Origin of the sequence: Salinivibrio sp. PR6 (assembly GCF_001995955.1) — a bacterium.
Lineage (GTDB): Bacteria > Pseudomonadota > Gammaproteobacteria > Enterobacterales > Vibrionaceae > Salinivibrio > Salinivibrio siamensis.
Window position 1 is genome coordinate 96,362 of sequence record NZ_MUFA01000003.1, and the last position, 14,758, is coordinate 111,119.

The 14,758-nt window shown below is 48.0% G+C and carries 12 protein-coding genes; 8 read left to right on the forward strand and 4 right to left on the reverse strand.

Features of this window, described 5'->3' with window-relative positions; translation table 11 throughout:
- Nucleotides 1-25: 25 nt before the first annotated feature.
- Nucleotides 26-715: a hypothetical protein gene (locus BZG72_RS03125; RefSeq protein WP_046075641.1), complete on the forward strand. Its 690-nt coding sequence runs from the start codon at nt 26-28 to the stop codon at nt 713-715.
- Between the two features lie 32 nt (nt 716-747).
- Here BZG72_RS03125 and BZG72_RS03130 read toward each other — a convergent pair whose 3' ends face one another.
- Nucleotides 748-1,455, reverse strand: coding sequence for an SDR family oxidoreductase (locus tag BZG72_RS03130; protein WP_077666063.1), 708 nt, complete (start codon nt 1,453-1,455; stop codon nt 748-750).
- 33 nt (nt 1,456-1,488) lie between these two features.
- Nucleotides 1,489-2,220, reverse strand: a complete 732-nt coding sequence (gene fabG, locus BZG72_RS03135; protein ID WP_077578485.1) for a 3-oxoacyl-ACP reductase FabG — start codon at nt 2,218-2,220, stop codon at nt 1,489-1,491.
- Between the two features lie 208 nt (nt 2,221-2,428).
- Between fabG and BZG72_RS03140 the strand changes: the two genes are divergently transcribed.
- From BZG72_RS03140 to BZG72_RS03170, 7 genes are all read left to right on the forward strand, one after another.
- Nucleotides 2,429-2,773, forward strand: coding sequence for a hypothetical protein (locus BZG72_RS03140; RefSeq protein ID WP_046075644.1), 345 nt, complete (start codon nt 2,429-2,431; stop codon nt 2,771-2,773).
- 297 nt (nt 2,774-3,070) lie between these two features.
- Nucleotides 3,071-4,156, forward strand: coding sequence for a 4-hydroxyphenylpyruvate dioxygenase (hppD, locus tag BZG72_RS03145; RefSeq protein ID WP_046075645.1), 1,086 nt, complete (start codon nt 3,071-3,073; stop codon nt 4,154-4,156).
- 223 nt (nt 4,157-4,379) lie between these two features.
- Nucleotides 4,380-6,647 carry a response regulator gene (locus BZG72_RS03150; RefSeq protein ID WP_077606702.1) on the forward strand — a complete coding sequence of 756 codons (2,268 nt, stop codon included), beginning with the start codon at nt 4,380-4,382 and terminating at the stop codon, nt 6,645-6,647.
- Nucleotides 6,648-6,798: 151 nt separating this feature from the next.
- Nucleotides 6,799-7,806 (forward strand): sphingomyelin phosphodiesterase, encoded by a 1,008-nt coding sequence (locus tag BZG72_RS03155; RefSeq protein WP_077606703.1) that lies wholly within the window; start codon nt 6,799-6,801, stop codon nt 7,804-7,806.
- A 275-nt stretch (nt 7,807-8,081) separates the two neighbouring features.
- Nucleotides 8,082-9,224, forward strand: coding sequence for an HDOD domain-containing protein (locus BZG72_RS03160; protein ID WP_077578482.1), 1,143 nt, complete (start codon nt 8,082-8,084; stop codon nt 9,222-9,224).
- A gap of 67 nt (nt 9,225-9,291) precedes the next feature.
- Entirely contained in the window at nt 9,292-10,617 is a 1,326-nt protein-coding gene (locus BZG72_RS03165) for an ATP-binding protein (RefSeq protein ID WP_077666064.1), read from the forward strand.
- The gene (locus BZG72_RS03170) at nt 10,614-12,239 is read left to right on the forward strand and encodes an EAL domain-containing response regulator (RefSeq protein ID WP_077606706.1); all 1,626 of its coding nucleotides are present in this window, start codon (nt 10,614-10,616) and stop codon (nt 12,237-12,239) included. The genes BZG72_RS03165 and BZG72_RS03170 overlap by 4 nt, the downstream gene beginning before the upstream one ends.
- Before the next feature lie 9 nt (nt 12,240-12,248).
- Here the strand turns inward: BZG72_RS03170 and BZG72_RS03175 are convergent, their stop codons facing one another.
- Nucleotides 12,249-13,883: a HAMP domain-containing sensor histidine kinase gene (locus BZG72_RS03175; protein WP_077606707.1), complete on the reverse strand. Its 1,635-nt coding sequence runs from the start codon at nt 13,881-13,883 to the stop codon at nt 12,249-12,251.
- Between the two features lie 3 nt (nt 13,884-13,886).
- Nucleotides 13,887-14,705 (reverse strand): phosphate/phosphite/phosphonate ABC transporter substrate-binding protein, encoded by an 819-nt coding sequence (locus tag BZG72_RS03180; protein ID WP_077606708.1) that lies wholly within the window; start codon nt 14,703-14,705, stop codon nt 13,887-13,889.
- Between the last annotated feature and the right edge of the window lie 53 nt (nt 14,706-14,758).

Below are 14,758 nucleotides of genomic sequence, written 5' to 3' on the forward strand. Positions count from 1 at the left end.
AGTTAGAGGATGCAAGGATGTTGTTATGATGCGCTGGGTATGGGTGAGCGTATTATTGCTTAGCCTCACAGGGTGTGCGCAGAAGCTTGGTCGGCCATTTGATATTAAAAATCTCGCCAAGTCAGACATGGATTTAATTACCGATATTCACATTGCTGAGATTCGTGATCTCAGCGAAGCCCTCATCGTGAAACTGTACAAGCGTAACCCGCGCGAGCTCAAAAAAGTGCCCGGCATGACGATTGAAAAACGCGTAGCGCAGTTGATGACGGCAGAACGCCCCGACAATGGCTTTCGAGAGCTGGGAGGAATGGATGGCATCGCGCTGCTGCCTTTAGCCTTTTCAAGTGAATTTGAGGGCGATCGCGTGTTTGCGCTCATGGCGGGTGTTACCGGCATGATCAGTGCGAGCTATAATCATCAACTTGAGTTTTTTTTGCTCGATGATATTGACCAACAAAAACTCTATAACAGTGCTCGAAACCTAGAAAAAATTGCCTGGCTTTTAAACAATCAAAAGGACGAACACGGTCAACTGCTGTTGCTGAGTAATGGCATGGGCAAAAATGGTGTGCCCAATTATAGTTACGAGCGCTTGTTGGGTCAGATGATTATTATTCAAGACATGATGGCCATTATGGTGGCGGACAGTACTAACCGTAATATTAATCAGGTGGTACACAGCATGGCGTCGATGACGTTCTTCCCTATCTAATTAACGAGGCGGCGCAATCACCGCCTCGCTCCTTACCAACCAATTTCTTGGCCTTGATAATCAATAAAGTTGCCGTTTTGACTGTCCGTTAGGGTATCGAGCACATGCTTCAACCCTTGGGCCGATGTGGCAGTATTGATAAGGGCCTTGGGTCCACCCATTTGCGTTTGTACCCAACCGGGGTGGAGAGCAATCGAACGAATGCCTTTACTTCGCAGGTCAATAGATAGACTTTTGATCACCGCGTTGAGCGCGGCTTTTGAACTTCGATAAATATACCCACCGCCTGATTGGTTATCACTCATGCTCCCGACTTTTGAGGATAGGAAAGCGAAAATGGGTGTATGGCCACTTTGGCTTGCCTTTTCAAGATGCGGGGTGAAATGTTCAGCGATAACCAGGGGAGCGATGGTATTGACTTCCAGCACCTCGCGCCAGGCCGCTGTATCCACGTCACCGAATTGATACCCTTTGGGGCCATATAGACCTGCATTGTTGATCAGTAAATGGATAGGCGTGTCGATAAGCTGTAATGCAAGTTGCTGTATTACCGTATGATCCGTGACATCTAATCCGTAGGTGGTGAGCGTTGAGTAACGGTTTTTTAGTGTCATCAAGTGAGGCGCAGAGCCGGGGAAGCGGCAGCAGGCAATCACCTGCCAACCGTGCTCGAGATACAGCTCAGTGAGCGCCAGGCCAATTCCACGGTTCGCGCCTGTGATAAGAAGTGTTGGAGTCATTGTTGCCTCATAATGGCCGGAAGTGTCCTTCCATTATATGACTAACCCTCCATCGACTTTAAGCGTTTGACCTGTGATAAAGCTCGCGTTATCGCTGGCAAGAAAACTAATCGCGTTGGCGATATCCTGCGCGGTACCCATGCGGCCCAAGGGTGTTTTCCCTTTCATCATCTCAATGACTTTATCGGGTAAATTTTCCGTCATGGGCGTTTCAATAAAACCGGGCGCGACACAATTGGCGCGTATTTGCGCACCGTGACGAGCGAGTTCTTTTGACCAAGTCTTTGTCATTGCAATCACGCCACCTTTTGAGGCGGCATAGTTGGTTTGACCAATATTGCCGTCGGTGCCGACGACCGAAGACAAGCTCACAATCGCGCCTTTCTCTTGCGCCATCATCAGTGGCGCGATGGCTTGTGTCATGGTAAAGACGCCCTTTAGATTGACGTCAATGACCGCGTCCCAGTCACTTTCGCTCATTTTGGTCAGCAGGTTGTCACGAGTGATGCCAGCATTGTTCACCAGCACATCGATAACTGCGTGTTGTTGGTGCAAGCTCTGCACCCAATTCGCGACAGCCTCTTGATCGCAGACATCCAGCGCAACGGGAACGATAACCCGATGTGCTTGCCAGTCTTGCATGTTGTCAATATTCCTATCTAATGCATAAATCTTGGTAGCGCCTTGTTCGACAAAGGTTTCAACGATGGCGCGGCCGATCCCTTGTGCGGCACCTGTAATGACACAGTGTTTACCGGTCAGCATGGTGTTTCTCCTCATTATATTCATCGTGCTTTTCTTGGGCGTTGGGTCACCTAAGCCCCTGCTTCTACGTTGGTATCTCGCGGCCAACGTCAGATAACGTGCAACAACTAGGCCAGTGGTGACATCCTCTATAGTAAATTGAGATATCAATTTGTGGGCGTATGGGCTAAAATTTAATCAAGTTGTCACCTTGTTCGAGAGAGGACCTATGCCGACGTCAATCAATTCGCAACCTTTAGCGCAGCAATACATGCAGCGTCAGCGCGATCGTCAAGATGATCAGGTCAATGGCGGTCTCAATAACTCGATGAGCGTGCAAGAGCGTGCCGAGCTGATCCGTAAAGAGCGAGAAGAGCAAAAAGAAGCCGCAGCATCGGGCGAGCAGCGTGAGGATAAGCGTGATTATCAAGCCCTCATTGATCGTGTGGCGGAACAAGAAGCGCAGAAAACGCGAGCGGATGCCTACAACCAACAGCAACAAGCGCTGATGGATCAGGTGCAAAAAACCATCACACCCAACGGCCAGCAAAACAGTTACAGCCTCAAGGTTTAATACGCCCACCCGCCTGCTTTTTGGTCGCCGCCTTTGGGCGGCGTTTGTGTTTTTGCTGTATGGTTTTCATCTCGCGTTGCAAAAATGTAAAATGTAATGGCGTTTTGGTTGCTATTCTTTACACTTGTTATTGGCTTAAACCCTTAAAAAAACGCGGTTAGCGACGCTTTCCTCTCACTGTTCAGCATAAGTGACACTATTGGTTAACATTTGATTAACCAGCTGTCCGCTTGTCTTCTCTAGTCCCAGTCACCGTCTAATGCTATCTCTAATGTTACACACAAGGAGGAAGCGATTATGACGTCAACCATGCAAGCACCTGTCAAAACGATTAATCCATTGGGCACAGATGGGTTTGAGTTCGTTGAATACACAGCGCCCGATCAAGCGGGTATCGATGCACTTAAGAATTTGTTCTCGTTGATGGGTTTTGCGGAAATTGCCAAACACAAGCACAAAGACGTTTGGCTGTATCGTCAGGGAGACACCAACTTTATCGTAAACGGTGAGCCCGAATCACAAGCGCAAGGCTTTGCTAAGCAGCACGGTGCGAGTGTCAACGCCATGGCGTTTCGAGTGAAAGATGCGGTACACGCGATTGCGTATGCGGCCAAACAAGGCGCCAAAGTGGTTGAGCCAAACATTGGTCCAATGGAGCTCAGCATTCCTGCGGTATACGGCATTGGTGATTCATTGCTTTACTTTGTCGACCGCTATGGTGACCAAAGTATTTATGAAGTCGATTTTGACTTTTATCCAGACTGGCAATCGCGCCTGAAAGAAGCGGATGCAGGATTGAAAGTTATCGATCACCTGACCCACAACGTCGATATTGGCAACATGGATGTATGGGCTGACTTTTACGAGCGTATTGCCAACTTCAAAGAGATCCGATTTTTTGACATTGAAGGCAAAAAGACCGGGCTGAAGTCGCGAGCGCTGACCGCACCTTGCGGAAAAATCCGTATTCCTATCAATGAGTCAAGTGATGACAAGTCACAGATTGCAGAATATTTGAAAGAGTATAACGGTGAGGGGATCCAGCATATCGCCATGACCACCGACAACATCTACCAAACGGTGCGGACGTTACGCCAACGAGGCATGGCGTTCATGGATACGCCGGACACCTACTATGAGAAAATCAACGAGCGTGTCAATGGCCATGAAGAAAGCATCGATGAGTTGCGTGATACCCGTGTATTGATTGATGGTGACGTCGACAGCGGTATCTTACTGCAAATCTTTACCAATACTGTTATTGGACCGGTTTTCTTTGAAATCATCCAACGTAAGGGTAACCAAGGCTTTGGCGAAGGTAATTTTAAAGCCTTGTTCGAGTCTATCGAGCTGGATCAAATGCGTCGTGGTGTATTGGACTAACCGAAACGGTACATAACAAACTCGCTTGAGGCTGCGATACGGGTTATCCGGATAAACTGACTCAAGTCGATAGGCTGTCGTTATTTGTAGACAACCTACGTTGTAGGCGCTCCTTTGTGAGCGCCTTTTTTGTTCTTTTTCGCCCACTAACTAGGACATTTCTCGCCCAAAATAAGATTAGACTCTATGATTAGCAGAGAAGCTTTTTCGATAAAAGGTGATTATGAAGGTAGGCAGCCCCCTGACTCGCCCCTCTCTTTCTGCGGGAATCATTACCAAGCTAGCCTTAAGCTGGACCGTACTGACTGCGTTATTTGCGGCGCTTCTCCTGCTGGGCGATTACCAAACGCATAAAGCAGATGTCGATCGCGCCTTGCAAGAGGTGGGCAACAGAGATCTCAGTGCAATGACTGGACATCTATGGCGTGTGGAAACGCAAGCGTTTGAGCAACGGATAGAGCAGCTCATCGCCCAACCTGAGATTGATTATATCCATGTGTATGATGCCGATGGCTCGTTAATTGAGCGTGGCGTGGAGCCTGCTGCACAATCGTTGCAAAAGCGTTGGTCGTTAATTGCAAGAGACGAGGGAAACGAGTATACCCTTGGGCAACTTGAGGTGGCGTCAAATTATACGGCGTTAAATGCCTACTTTGGTGATAGTGCCCAGTGGGTTTTTCTTGGATGGTTGGCTGTTTCAGGATTGGGGATCTTAAGCTCGATATGGATTGTCCGTCGCCACTTAGAAAGGCCGTTAGTGGCGCTACACCAGCAGGTCAACCAGTGGGATAATGGCGTACCCACGCCGATTCAGGTTCCCCCCCAATTCCATCATTGGCGAGGTTTTGAAACGCGTTATAACGCTATGATCACGGCGCTAGGGCAACAACTGGCGCAGTTGGAGGACGCTAAGCACGACGCTGAAAAGGCTAGCCAAAAGAAAAGTGAGTTTTTGGCCAACATGAGCCATGAAATCCGTACTCCAATGAACGGCATTATTGGGATGGCCTCACTGTTAAAAAGCACTCGCTTAAACAACGAGCAACAAGAGTTTGTCGAGATGTTGGAAACATCGTCGATGTCGTTATTAGATATCATTAACGACATCCTCGACTTCTCTAAAATTGAAGCAGGTAAGTTAGAACTGGAACCATTAGAGCTCAATATATTTGAGTTGGGGAAAGATCTTGAGAATCTGTTCATTCTCCGAGCGAAGGAAAAGCAGCTCGCTTTTCGCTGCGAAATAGATGCTGATATTTCCCCTTTGTTGATAGGTGATGCACCACGATTACGCCAAGTGATGATTAATTTGGTGGGTAATGCAATCAAGTTTACTGAGCGTGGGGAAGTGGTTGTCTCTATCAAGCAGGTGAGTGACGAGGATACGGCCAGTGTGCTTCGTTTTGAAGTGAGTGATACCGGGCCTGGCATTCCCGTTGAAGAACAAAGCCGTATTTTTGGTAAATTTGAACAAGGTGACTCCTTAACAGCAACCGCCCGAGGTACCGGGCTTGGGCTCGCCATCTCACAGCAAATTGTCAATTTAATGGGGGGGCGAATTACCCTCAACAGTGAAGTAAATGTGGGCAGTGTGTTTACCTTCACCGCGCGTTTTGATTGTGCGGATATTCCTTTAGCTACACCAGTTGAGGCGTATCTTTTCGCGGGCGCCCCGATGTTATTGGTAGACGATAGTCGTTTAAACATGCGCATCACCACGGCACAATTGAGCAACCTTGGTTGCCAAGTCACATGCTGCATGCACCCGGATGACGTGATTCCTTTAATTCGCGAACGCCTTGATAGCCATTATCCATTTAAAGTGATTTTACTCGATAAAGTGATGCCCAAAATGGACGGTTTTCGCTTGGCTGAACAAATCATTACCACGTTTGGAGATAAAAGCCCTGCGATCATGATGTTAACGGCGGCGCCCGATGCATTGGATAAGCCGCGGATTGAACGCTCAGGCATAGAGGGTTACTTAGGCCGTCCCTACCAATTTAATGACTTAAAAGCGCATTTGGTGCGCATCTTACAACAGCGCCAACCGACACTGGGGGTCGTACGATCTACCGGAAAAGGCACATCGCTGGCTGGATTGCATGTCTTGGTCGTGGAAGATTCCAAAGTTAATCAACGAGTGACTGAGGCGATGTTGACCCAACTAGGGATACATGTTCGCTCGGCTGCCGATGGTGAGCAGGCGCTGGCACTGTGGAAAAGCCAACCTTTTGACGCGATTTTCATGGATTGTCAGATGCCTGTGATGGACGGTTACCAAGCCGCTGAACACATTCGGGCACAAGAGTCGCGCTTTAATCGAACCCCCATTATTGCACTGACCGCGAATGCGACAACGGAAGACAAGGAAGCGTGTTTAGCCGCGGGTATGGATGATTATATTGCCAAACCGGTCAGGCAGCATGAGCTTGCGACCATGTTGAGAAAACATACCTTTACCTCGCAAACTTACTTAGTGACGCATTAATGACGTAATACAAGGAACGTGAGCTTAGTTACAAAAATATCAGAAAAAGTAAACAAATCCTGGGGCGGCTCACGCCATTTTCGTTAGGCTTCTAATCTTTTGGTGGGCGAAACACCTAAAACAATTAGAAAGCAAAACGAAAAGAGGAAACATGAAAATCAATAAACTGCTCTCAACGGCAGCTGCGTTGCTGCTTAGTCTCAGTGCGCATGCGGGTCAGCTTAACGTCATGGCGTATAACATTATGCAACTAAGTAACCTACAAGACTGGGATCAAGCTGAGCGTGCCGCCCGTCTGCCGCAAGCGATTGCCGATATGGACACGCAGCCTGATGTGATTTTGATCAGTGAGGCCTTTAACGCGGAAGCCGAGCAAGCGATGAATCAGCTGGCAAGCTTATACCCCTATCAAACACCCAATGTCGGTCAAGACTGCAGTGGGGAAGGTTGGGATGCGCTGACTGGAGATTGTTCCAATTCTTTATTTGTCGTGCGTGGCGGCGTGACTATCCTTTCTAAATACCCCATTTTGACTCAAAAGGCGCACGTTTATCATCAAAGCTTGAAAGGTAGCTGGGACTATCAAGCCAACAAAGGCTTTGCATACGTCGAGATCGATAAAGAAGGTGAAGCCTTTCACTTAATTGGCACCCATTTACAGGCAACGCACGATGGTATGTCTGATGAGGAGCACCAAGTGCGCCTTGGTCAGCTTAGCGAAATCAAAGACTTCATCGACAAGGCGGCGATTCCCGCTGACGAGCCTGTGATTATTGGTGGTGACATGAACGTAGAGTGGAGTCGCCAAGATGAAATCAACGACATGAAAGTGGCATTAAATGGCGCATTGCGGTTCACCGAGCCTGAAGTAACGTCTTTTTCCGCCAAGCATAATTGGTTCACGAAAGCGAACGCGTATCACTTTGAATATGACCTTAACTACAACACGACGCTAGATTATATTTTGTGGAGCCGTGACCATGCAGTGCCTGCCAATCAACCTGAGATGAAGGTGGTGCAATTAACCGCCAACGATGATTGGTATTGGGACTACCTTGAAGGCGAGTGGCCGCAAGCGGCTGGACAAACCTATCATGATGGTTACTACCATGAACTCTCTGACCACTATCCGGTCATGGTACAGTTTGAATTTGAGTAATTTCAGCGCTTGATAGAGTGCATTGGTACAGGGCTCAACCATGTTGAGCCCGTTTTCCCTCCCTCCCCCTATTAACGTTATCCAGACACCGCTAATTTCTTCGCGTATGCCAAGACAGTCTGGGATTTTGGACTACGCTTACTGAAAGGATTGCTGGGTACCTCACCTTGGATAAGGTTCCACTGAGATAAGCCGCAGCGTTGATTACTCTCTCACTTACTGCCTAACGATAGCGCTAGGTCGTTTGAGGACAACGATGAGAATACGAGGGAAGCATGAGTAGGCCGCGTTTCCATGTCATCTACGTTGACGATGACGCGCTCACATTAAAGGCGATTGGTCGGGTGATTCGCCGCTTGAAACCGAGTTGGGCTATCAGCTTGATTAAGAATCCTACCCATTGGGAGAAAGGCCTGTTAGATGATCAGTCCCCTTCTCTGGTGATCAGTGATCTACTGATGCCCAAGCTAAAGGGGGATGCGTTATTAGAGCAGGTTCGAGCGCGCTTTCCTGGTACGATACGTGCCCTGATAACAGGGGATACGCGCCAAAAAATTACCGAACTCGCGACGCCTAGTGTGCACTTCGTCCTACCCAAACCCTTCTCTGAAGATGACTTTGATAATGTGCTTAATAGTGTTGAGCGCCTCTATAAGTTGCCGATTGATGCTGAAACGCGTAACCGGTTAGTTGGTATTGAGGATTTTCCCGTCTTGCCTGACTGCGTGCGCCGTTTACGTGCCACGATTAATGATCCCCATTCAGACATGGAACAAATTGCACGAGTGGTCAGCGAAGAGCCTCCCCTAGTTGCCCGACTTTTACAGCTTGCTAATTCTGCTTATTTGGGCTTTCGAAACCGGACTTGGTCAATAGAAACAGCGATTAATCGACTGGGCATTCAATCGGTCGAGTCAATTGCTGCCACTATGGTGGGACATAATGCCTTTAAGCACTTGTCCACCAAAGAGCACTATGCCGTGGTGGATGAACATATTGAACTGGCTAATGTGAGTAAGTCGCTGGGACTATTCCTTGGGTATGACAAAGCGCATGCTGAGCGTTTGTATCTCGCATCAGTGTTGTCTTCGTTAGGGGAACTGATGGCGCGAGAGCTTGGCTGTCGTGAAAGTAGCAACAATCCCATTTGCGATTTACCTGCCCGTTTTGATACTGCGCTTGTCGTCTCGAGTTATATCATTATTTTGTGGGGCTATGATTTTGAGCTTGCAGAGATTGTGTTGGCAAGCGGCGCCATTCCGTTATCCCCTGAAAGTGAGCGAACCAAGGATGGCGCGCTATTGCATTACTGCCGGCAGTGGATTAATGCGAACGATATTGACAAAGCCAAGCTTTTACAGTCTTGGTCGGCCAATATCGGCGCTTTTTTTACTCAGTCGTATAAGGAGACGATTTGAATGTGCCGGATAACAATCTATGACGCTGTGGTTTGCTGTGCATGTGGCATAAACATGGAAGGGGAACGTGGAGGATAACAAGATTTCACCCGCGATTTTAAATGGGCTCTCTATCGCGGTATGTCTTATCGATCGTGACTATCGTATCGTTGACGCCAATACCTGCTTTCTTCGCAGCCTCAACGCAGCAAACGACGCCCTCGTTGGAGATGCGCTGTTAGCGCGTCTTCCTGCTCATCATCAATTTTTACAACAAAACATCGACACGGTTTTCTCGACGCAAGCGCCATTACAGTCATCCGGCGCTGTCATTATAGATATATGCGGGGATGTTGATGCGGCATACATATGGCAAGACGTCGAGTTTCTTCCCATTCTGTCAGTGCATGGCGAGGTCACACAGGTCGCCATTTGTTTTTATCGCCCGACAGCGTTGGCGGCCCCTACGCGAGAGGCTCTTCCCTCTATCCCAGATACTGAGCGACTCAAACGAAGCACTGAGGCGTATCAAGAGGTCGTTTCAGAACTCAAGCAGTTACAGAGTCAACTGCTTCAGTCAGAGAAAATGGCGTCGATTGGGCAAATATCGGCGGGAATTGCCCATGAAATTAATAACCCTATCGCTTTTATCTCCTCCAACATTCGCACGCTATACGACTATCTAGATAAATTTACCGCCTATGTCCGTTGTTTGGACGAAAAGATAGAGAGCACCGACAATAGGGCCTTACTGGCAGACCGACAGGTGCTAAAAGACGATATTCAATTGAGTTATTTACTCGAAGATGCCAGCGATCTGATTGAAGAGTCGTTAGAAGGGATCACGCGAGTGATGACGATTGTCAAAGATCTCAAAGAATTTTCACACGTTGACAATGGTGAATGGGCGGCCACTGATATTCGCCGCGGTATCGACTCGACACTGAAAATCATCCATAACGAGATTAAGTATGCGATTGAAATAGAGAGAAACTACTCGCCTCAGACACCTGATATCCTTTGTCAGCCCATGCAGTTGAATCAAGTTTTTCTCAATCTACTCATTAATGCGGCACACGCGATTGAGGGCGAGGGAAACATAAAGATTTCTGTCGCCCCCCTCGATGAAGAGCATCTGATTATTGAAATCAAAGATAACGGCCAAGGGATCCCAGAAGAGGCGCTGGCGACGATTTTCGAGCCATTTTATACCACCAAACCGGTCGGGCAGGGGACGGGGCTTGGCTTGTCCGTCTCGCGCGATATTGTTGTCGCTCACGGTGGCCAAATCACAGTAACCAGTGAGCAAGGAAAAGGGACGACGTTTACGATTGTGTTGCCTTGCTCGGGAAATCAGGCTGAGGGTATTTCTTCGCCAGTCCATGAGGTGATGAAAGGAGGGCCCAGCCCATGATGGCGTACACGGAAATTCTATTGGTTGATGATGAGCCGCATATCCTACGTGCGCTAAAGCGAGAACTGCGTCGTTTTGTGGCGCATATTCATACCGCAGAGTCGGGGCAGCAGGCGCTTGCTATTTTATCTGAACATCACATTGGCCTCGTGATTTCCGATTACCGGATGCCGCAAATGGACGGTGCGGAATTACTGATTAACATTCATCAACGTTATCCTGATATTGCCACCATCATGTTATCCGGACAAGCCGATTTGCCGGGTGTTTCCCGGGCCATCAATGCCGGCGCATTGAGCCAATACGTTAGCAAACCTTGGGATCGCGAGGTGCTGTGCGATACGGTTAAAACGATCTTGAGCAATAAACAAGCGTCTTTGCCGCACGACACGCTGACGAGATGCCTTTCGCAAGACGCCCTTAATCAGCGCATTCAAGCTATGGCGGTGGATGTCAAAACGCCGTGGTTGGTGGTGATTATTGATAGTCAAGGAACCAGCACGATTAATGAAACCCAGTCGGTGATGGCGGGGAATCATCAGTTACAGCATGTCAGTGAACATCTTCATCAAATAACGGAATTTCACTGGTACCGCATCGCAGATAAGTTTGTGGGGTTGTTGGCGTACTCCTCGACAGGTCATTGTTTGTTAAATACGTTGATTGAGAGCTTGAACCGTGCCAGTGAGGAGAAAGCACTACCTACACGATTGATGGTCAGCGCGCTTCGCTCTTGGCAGGAGATATCCTTCGAGACGATTCAGGCGCGTAAAGCGAAAAAAATACCGCTTTATGATGCGCACTATTGGCTTCCTTGTCCTGATGGGCATCAAGACGACGCAACGTTGCGTACTTTGATTCGCGATATTGAAGCCAAACACTTCGAGGCATTTTTTCAACCACAATTGAATATTGTGACTGACGAAATTGATGGCTTTGAAGCACTGGTGAGACGTCGACTCGAATCGGGTGGTTATCAAAGTCCTGCGGCGTTTTTGCCTTTGCTAAGTCAATACCAGCTCGAAGACGTGTTAACCACCGCGATGTTTGAACAAGCGCTGGAAGCGATTCGTTTATTACGTCAGGCAGACATTCTCAAGACAATCAGTGTCAATGTGACCGCTCGGCAGTTGGAGACGGGATTTGTGGTAGGCGTGATTCAGCGCCTTTTGCCTGACTATCCAGATGATGTCCCGCAACTGGAGGTTGAACTGGTCGAAACCGACAGGATCCATAACTTTACGCATGCCCACCAACAAATGGATTGTTTGAAATCACTCGGTATTTCCTGTGCGTTAGATGATTTTGGTACCGGCTTTGCTGGCTTTGAATCCATGTGTGATTTACCTTTTGACGTGATAAAAATTGATGGTCGCTTTGTTCGTAATATCGGCCAGAGTGAAATGGACGAAGTGATCTTGTCATCGATTAGCCAGAGTGCGGCGTTAATGAATGTAGAGGTGGTCGCTGAGTGGGTCGAAAATCAAAACCAAATTGACTTTTTGAGAGAAAAAGGATGCACGCGAGTACAGGGCTATGGCATTGGTGCGCCGCTTAGCCGTGATCATCTCCTGGAGTTTTTAGCGACTTTTAAACACAACAACATACCCTCTCAAGCATAGCGGCAGTGATTAAGCATTATTCGCCGCTGCATGAGTGACCTGACGCACGAGTGCGATGGTCGCTGTGGTGCCGTCCGTGGTTGAAGTAAGCTGTATCGTCCCTTGATGATGGCGAACAATATCATAGGCATAGGTCAACCCGAGCCCCATACCTTGTCCAACGGGTAAGGTGGTGAAGAAGGGATCGTAAACACGGTGGCTGTCATCTTGAGGTAGCCCTGGTCCTGAGTCTTTCACCGTGATGGTGCACAAATCGTCATTCTCCATACCGGCTACGTCAATATGATGTGTCATCGTTGCATGACCGCGTTCACAAGCTTGAAGTGCATTTTTGAGCACTTCTTTGAACAGCATGACCAGTTCGTCATGGCGGCCCATCACTGGAGGAAGTTGATAGATACTGGCAGCAATAGATATGTTGATATTCTTGGGTGGAGACAGGGTATTCAGCGCCTCATCAATCACCGCAAAGATTTCAACGCTTTGAAAGTGTTGGCGTGTTTGTTGATTATAACTGGAGTACTGCTGTAAGGCGGAAACAATATTGATGACACGTTGCACACAGTCGTTAGCATCGGCAAGGCTATCACTGAAATCATCGTAGATGTCATCCACGAAGTGACGTTGTTTCCAGCGAGTGAGGGTCTCAATTGGCTCTGATTGGTGAACAACTCGCTCGGCAATATCTGTCCACTTTTGATAGGTCTCGAGATACTCTTGACACATTTGAAGGTTACTTTTCACCACGCCGATGGGGTTATTGATCTCATGAGCAACTCCTGCCGCCATGGTCCCAATCGAGGCCATTTTTTCGCTTTCGACCAGCTTCTCCTGCGTTTGCTTGAGTTGATGATTTATCTCGCGTAGCTGTTCATTCGATTGCACTAGGTCAGCGGTACGTCGCGCCACCTTGGTTTCCAGCGATTGATTCGCTTCCTCTAACCGCTTTTGGTAGGTCTCGGTTTTGTTTTCGGAATCACGCAATGCTTGAATCATATTGGTAAACGCGGTAGCCACACTGGCCAGTTCATCTTTGCCGTGGGTTGAAATGTGAACGTTTCTTTTGCCACTGGCGATAGTATCGGCGGCGTTTTTAAGCTCTGATAAGCGCTGGGTGAGATAGCTCCCCAATAGATAAGAGAATAAGGCCACTAACAGCATCTCGCCCAGCACAATGAGCATGCTCCAGTTTTTGGCATCTTGTATCTGGCTCAAAAGGCCTGTTAGGTCAAAGCCAATCCAGACCGATCCAAACTCAATGTTCGACTCGGAAATGGTCGCGCGTACATCATACAGTCCATCCGTGACGGACTGTGCATTCATCTCAAGAATGTCTGTATTGAAAGAATCAGGAAGGTCCCCGGCTGATGATAGGACGCTTCCGTTATCGCCTACAACCGCGACATACATAATATCGCTGTTATGGAGTAGCTCTTGAGTAAAGGAGTCAACAGTGGCGAGATCGAACGATAACACCGCATTTTTTACCGTGGAAGCGAATAACTGGGTTGTTGAACTGGCACGTTGGTTGAGCCCTTGGTAGTTGGTGGTTTCTAAATAGTTGAGAGTCAATGTCAGCAGAATCGCCAACAGGATCGCCTCAATCAGGGCGACACCTAAGATGGTCTTTAATCGTAAGGACATGGGCTAGTCACTCAATAAGTGTTGCAACAGCGTAATGTTTAACGCTCTTACATCGTCCCAATCCTCATTCTGCGCTGGCTCTATCCCTTTAAAACTGATATTTCCCAGCAGCGTTTGGCCCTTTTTACTGTTATTGAGGGAGAGAAAGGCCGCTTTAATCGCATTGGCGACTTGAGGGTCAAGGTCGGGATGAAATGCGAACGCATGAGGTGTGTAGCCAGGGGTTTTCCATAATACTCGTAACTGTTTGCTAACCTCGGGATCGGTATTATTAAACGTCCGTTCAATGCCACCACCGGCAATAAAGAAATCTCGCGCAACGTTTAAATAAACGGAGTCATGAGACGAGACATATTGCGGTGTAATGTTTATGCCTTGATTTTTCAGCGCGGCACGAGGCACCACACTGGCGGCAAACGCGGCCGGAGAAGGAAACGCTAAGCGCTTGCCATCGAGCGCTTCAAGTGAGGAAATGGACGCGTCTTTTTTGACGACTAAAATACCGTGAATCCGCTTATCTTTTTGCTTCGCAAATGCTTGGTAGCCAGGTTTTTGATGGAAAACCGTATAGTGGTAAGGATTCATGTAAGCGACATCATATTCACCGGTGAGCACACGTCCTTCGAATTCGGGAATGTCTTTGGCAGTACGAAAGACAAGGTTGTACCCCGATTGTTGAGAGACGTACTTTAAAATTGGACCCCAGTTGTTAGCCAATGTAATTGCAGATTGCTGTGGCACGATACCAAAGGTAATGTCTCTTGCGTGAGCGTGGCTAACGAGGGTAATGCTGAGTAAAAAAGACAGCAAAATGACTTTCATTCATTCTTTCTCGCAATGTGATTGATGAACTACCAGACAGTGTAGTTACTGAC

Bases quoted from the DNA above. Each gene is read 5' to 3' on its own strand.
- BZG72_RS03155 (WP_077606703.1), top strand. From the start codon at position 6,799: ATGAAAATCAATAAACTGCTCTCAACGGCAGCTGCGTTGCTGCTTAGT.
- hppD (WP_046075645.1), top strand. From the start codon at position 3,071: ATGACGTCAACCATGCAAGCACCTGTCAAAACGATTAATCCATTGGGC.
- BZG72_RS03160 (WP_077578482.1), top strand. From the start codon at position 8,082: ATGAGTAGGCCGCGTTTCCATGTCATCTACGTTGACGATGACGCGCTC.
- BZG72_RS03180 (WP_077606708.1), bottom strand. From the start codon at position 14,705: ATGAAAGTCATTTTGCTGTCTTTTTTACTCAGCATTACCCTCGTTAGC.
- BZG72_RS03125 (WP_046075641.1), top strand. From the start codon at position 26: ATGATGCGCTGGGTATGGGTGAGCGTATTATTGCTTAGCCTCACAGGG.
- fabG (WP_077578485.1), bottom strand. From the start codon at position 2,220: ATGCTGACCGGTAAACACTGTGTCATTACAGGTGCCGCACAAGGGATC.
- BZG72_RS03175 (WP_077606707.1), bottom strand. From the start codon at position 13,883: ATGTCCTTACGATTAAAGACCATCTTAGGTGTCGCCCTGATTGAGGCG.
- BZG72_RS03170 (WP_077606706.1), top strand. From the start codon at position 10,614: ATGATGGCGTACACGGAAATTCTATTGGTTGATGATGAGCCGCATATC.
- BZG72_RS03150 (WP_077606702.1), top strand. From the start codon at position 4,380: ATGAAGGTAGGCAGCCCCCTGACTCGCCCCTCTCTTTCTGCGGGAATC.
- BZG72_RS03140 (WP_046075644.1), top strand. From the start codon at position 2,429: ATGCCGACGTCAATCAATTCGCAACCTTTAGCGCAGCAATACATGCAG.
- BZG72_RS03130 (WP_077666063.1), bottom strand. From the start codon at position 1,455: ATGACTCCAACACTTCTTATCACAGGCGCGAACCGTGGAATTGGCCTG.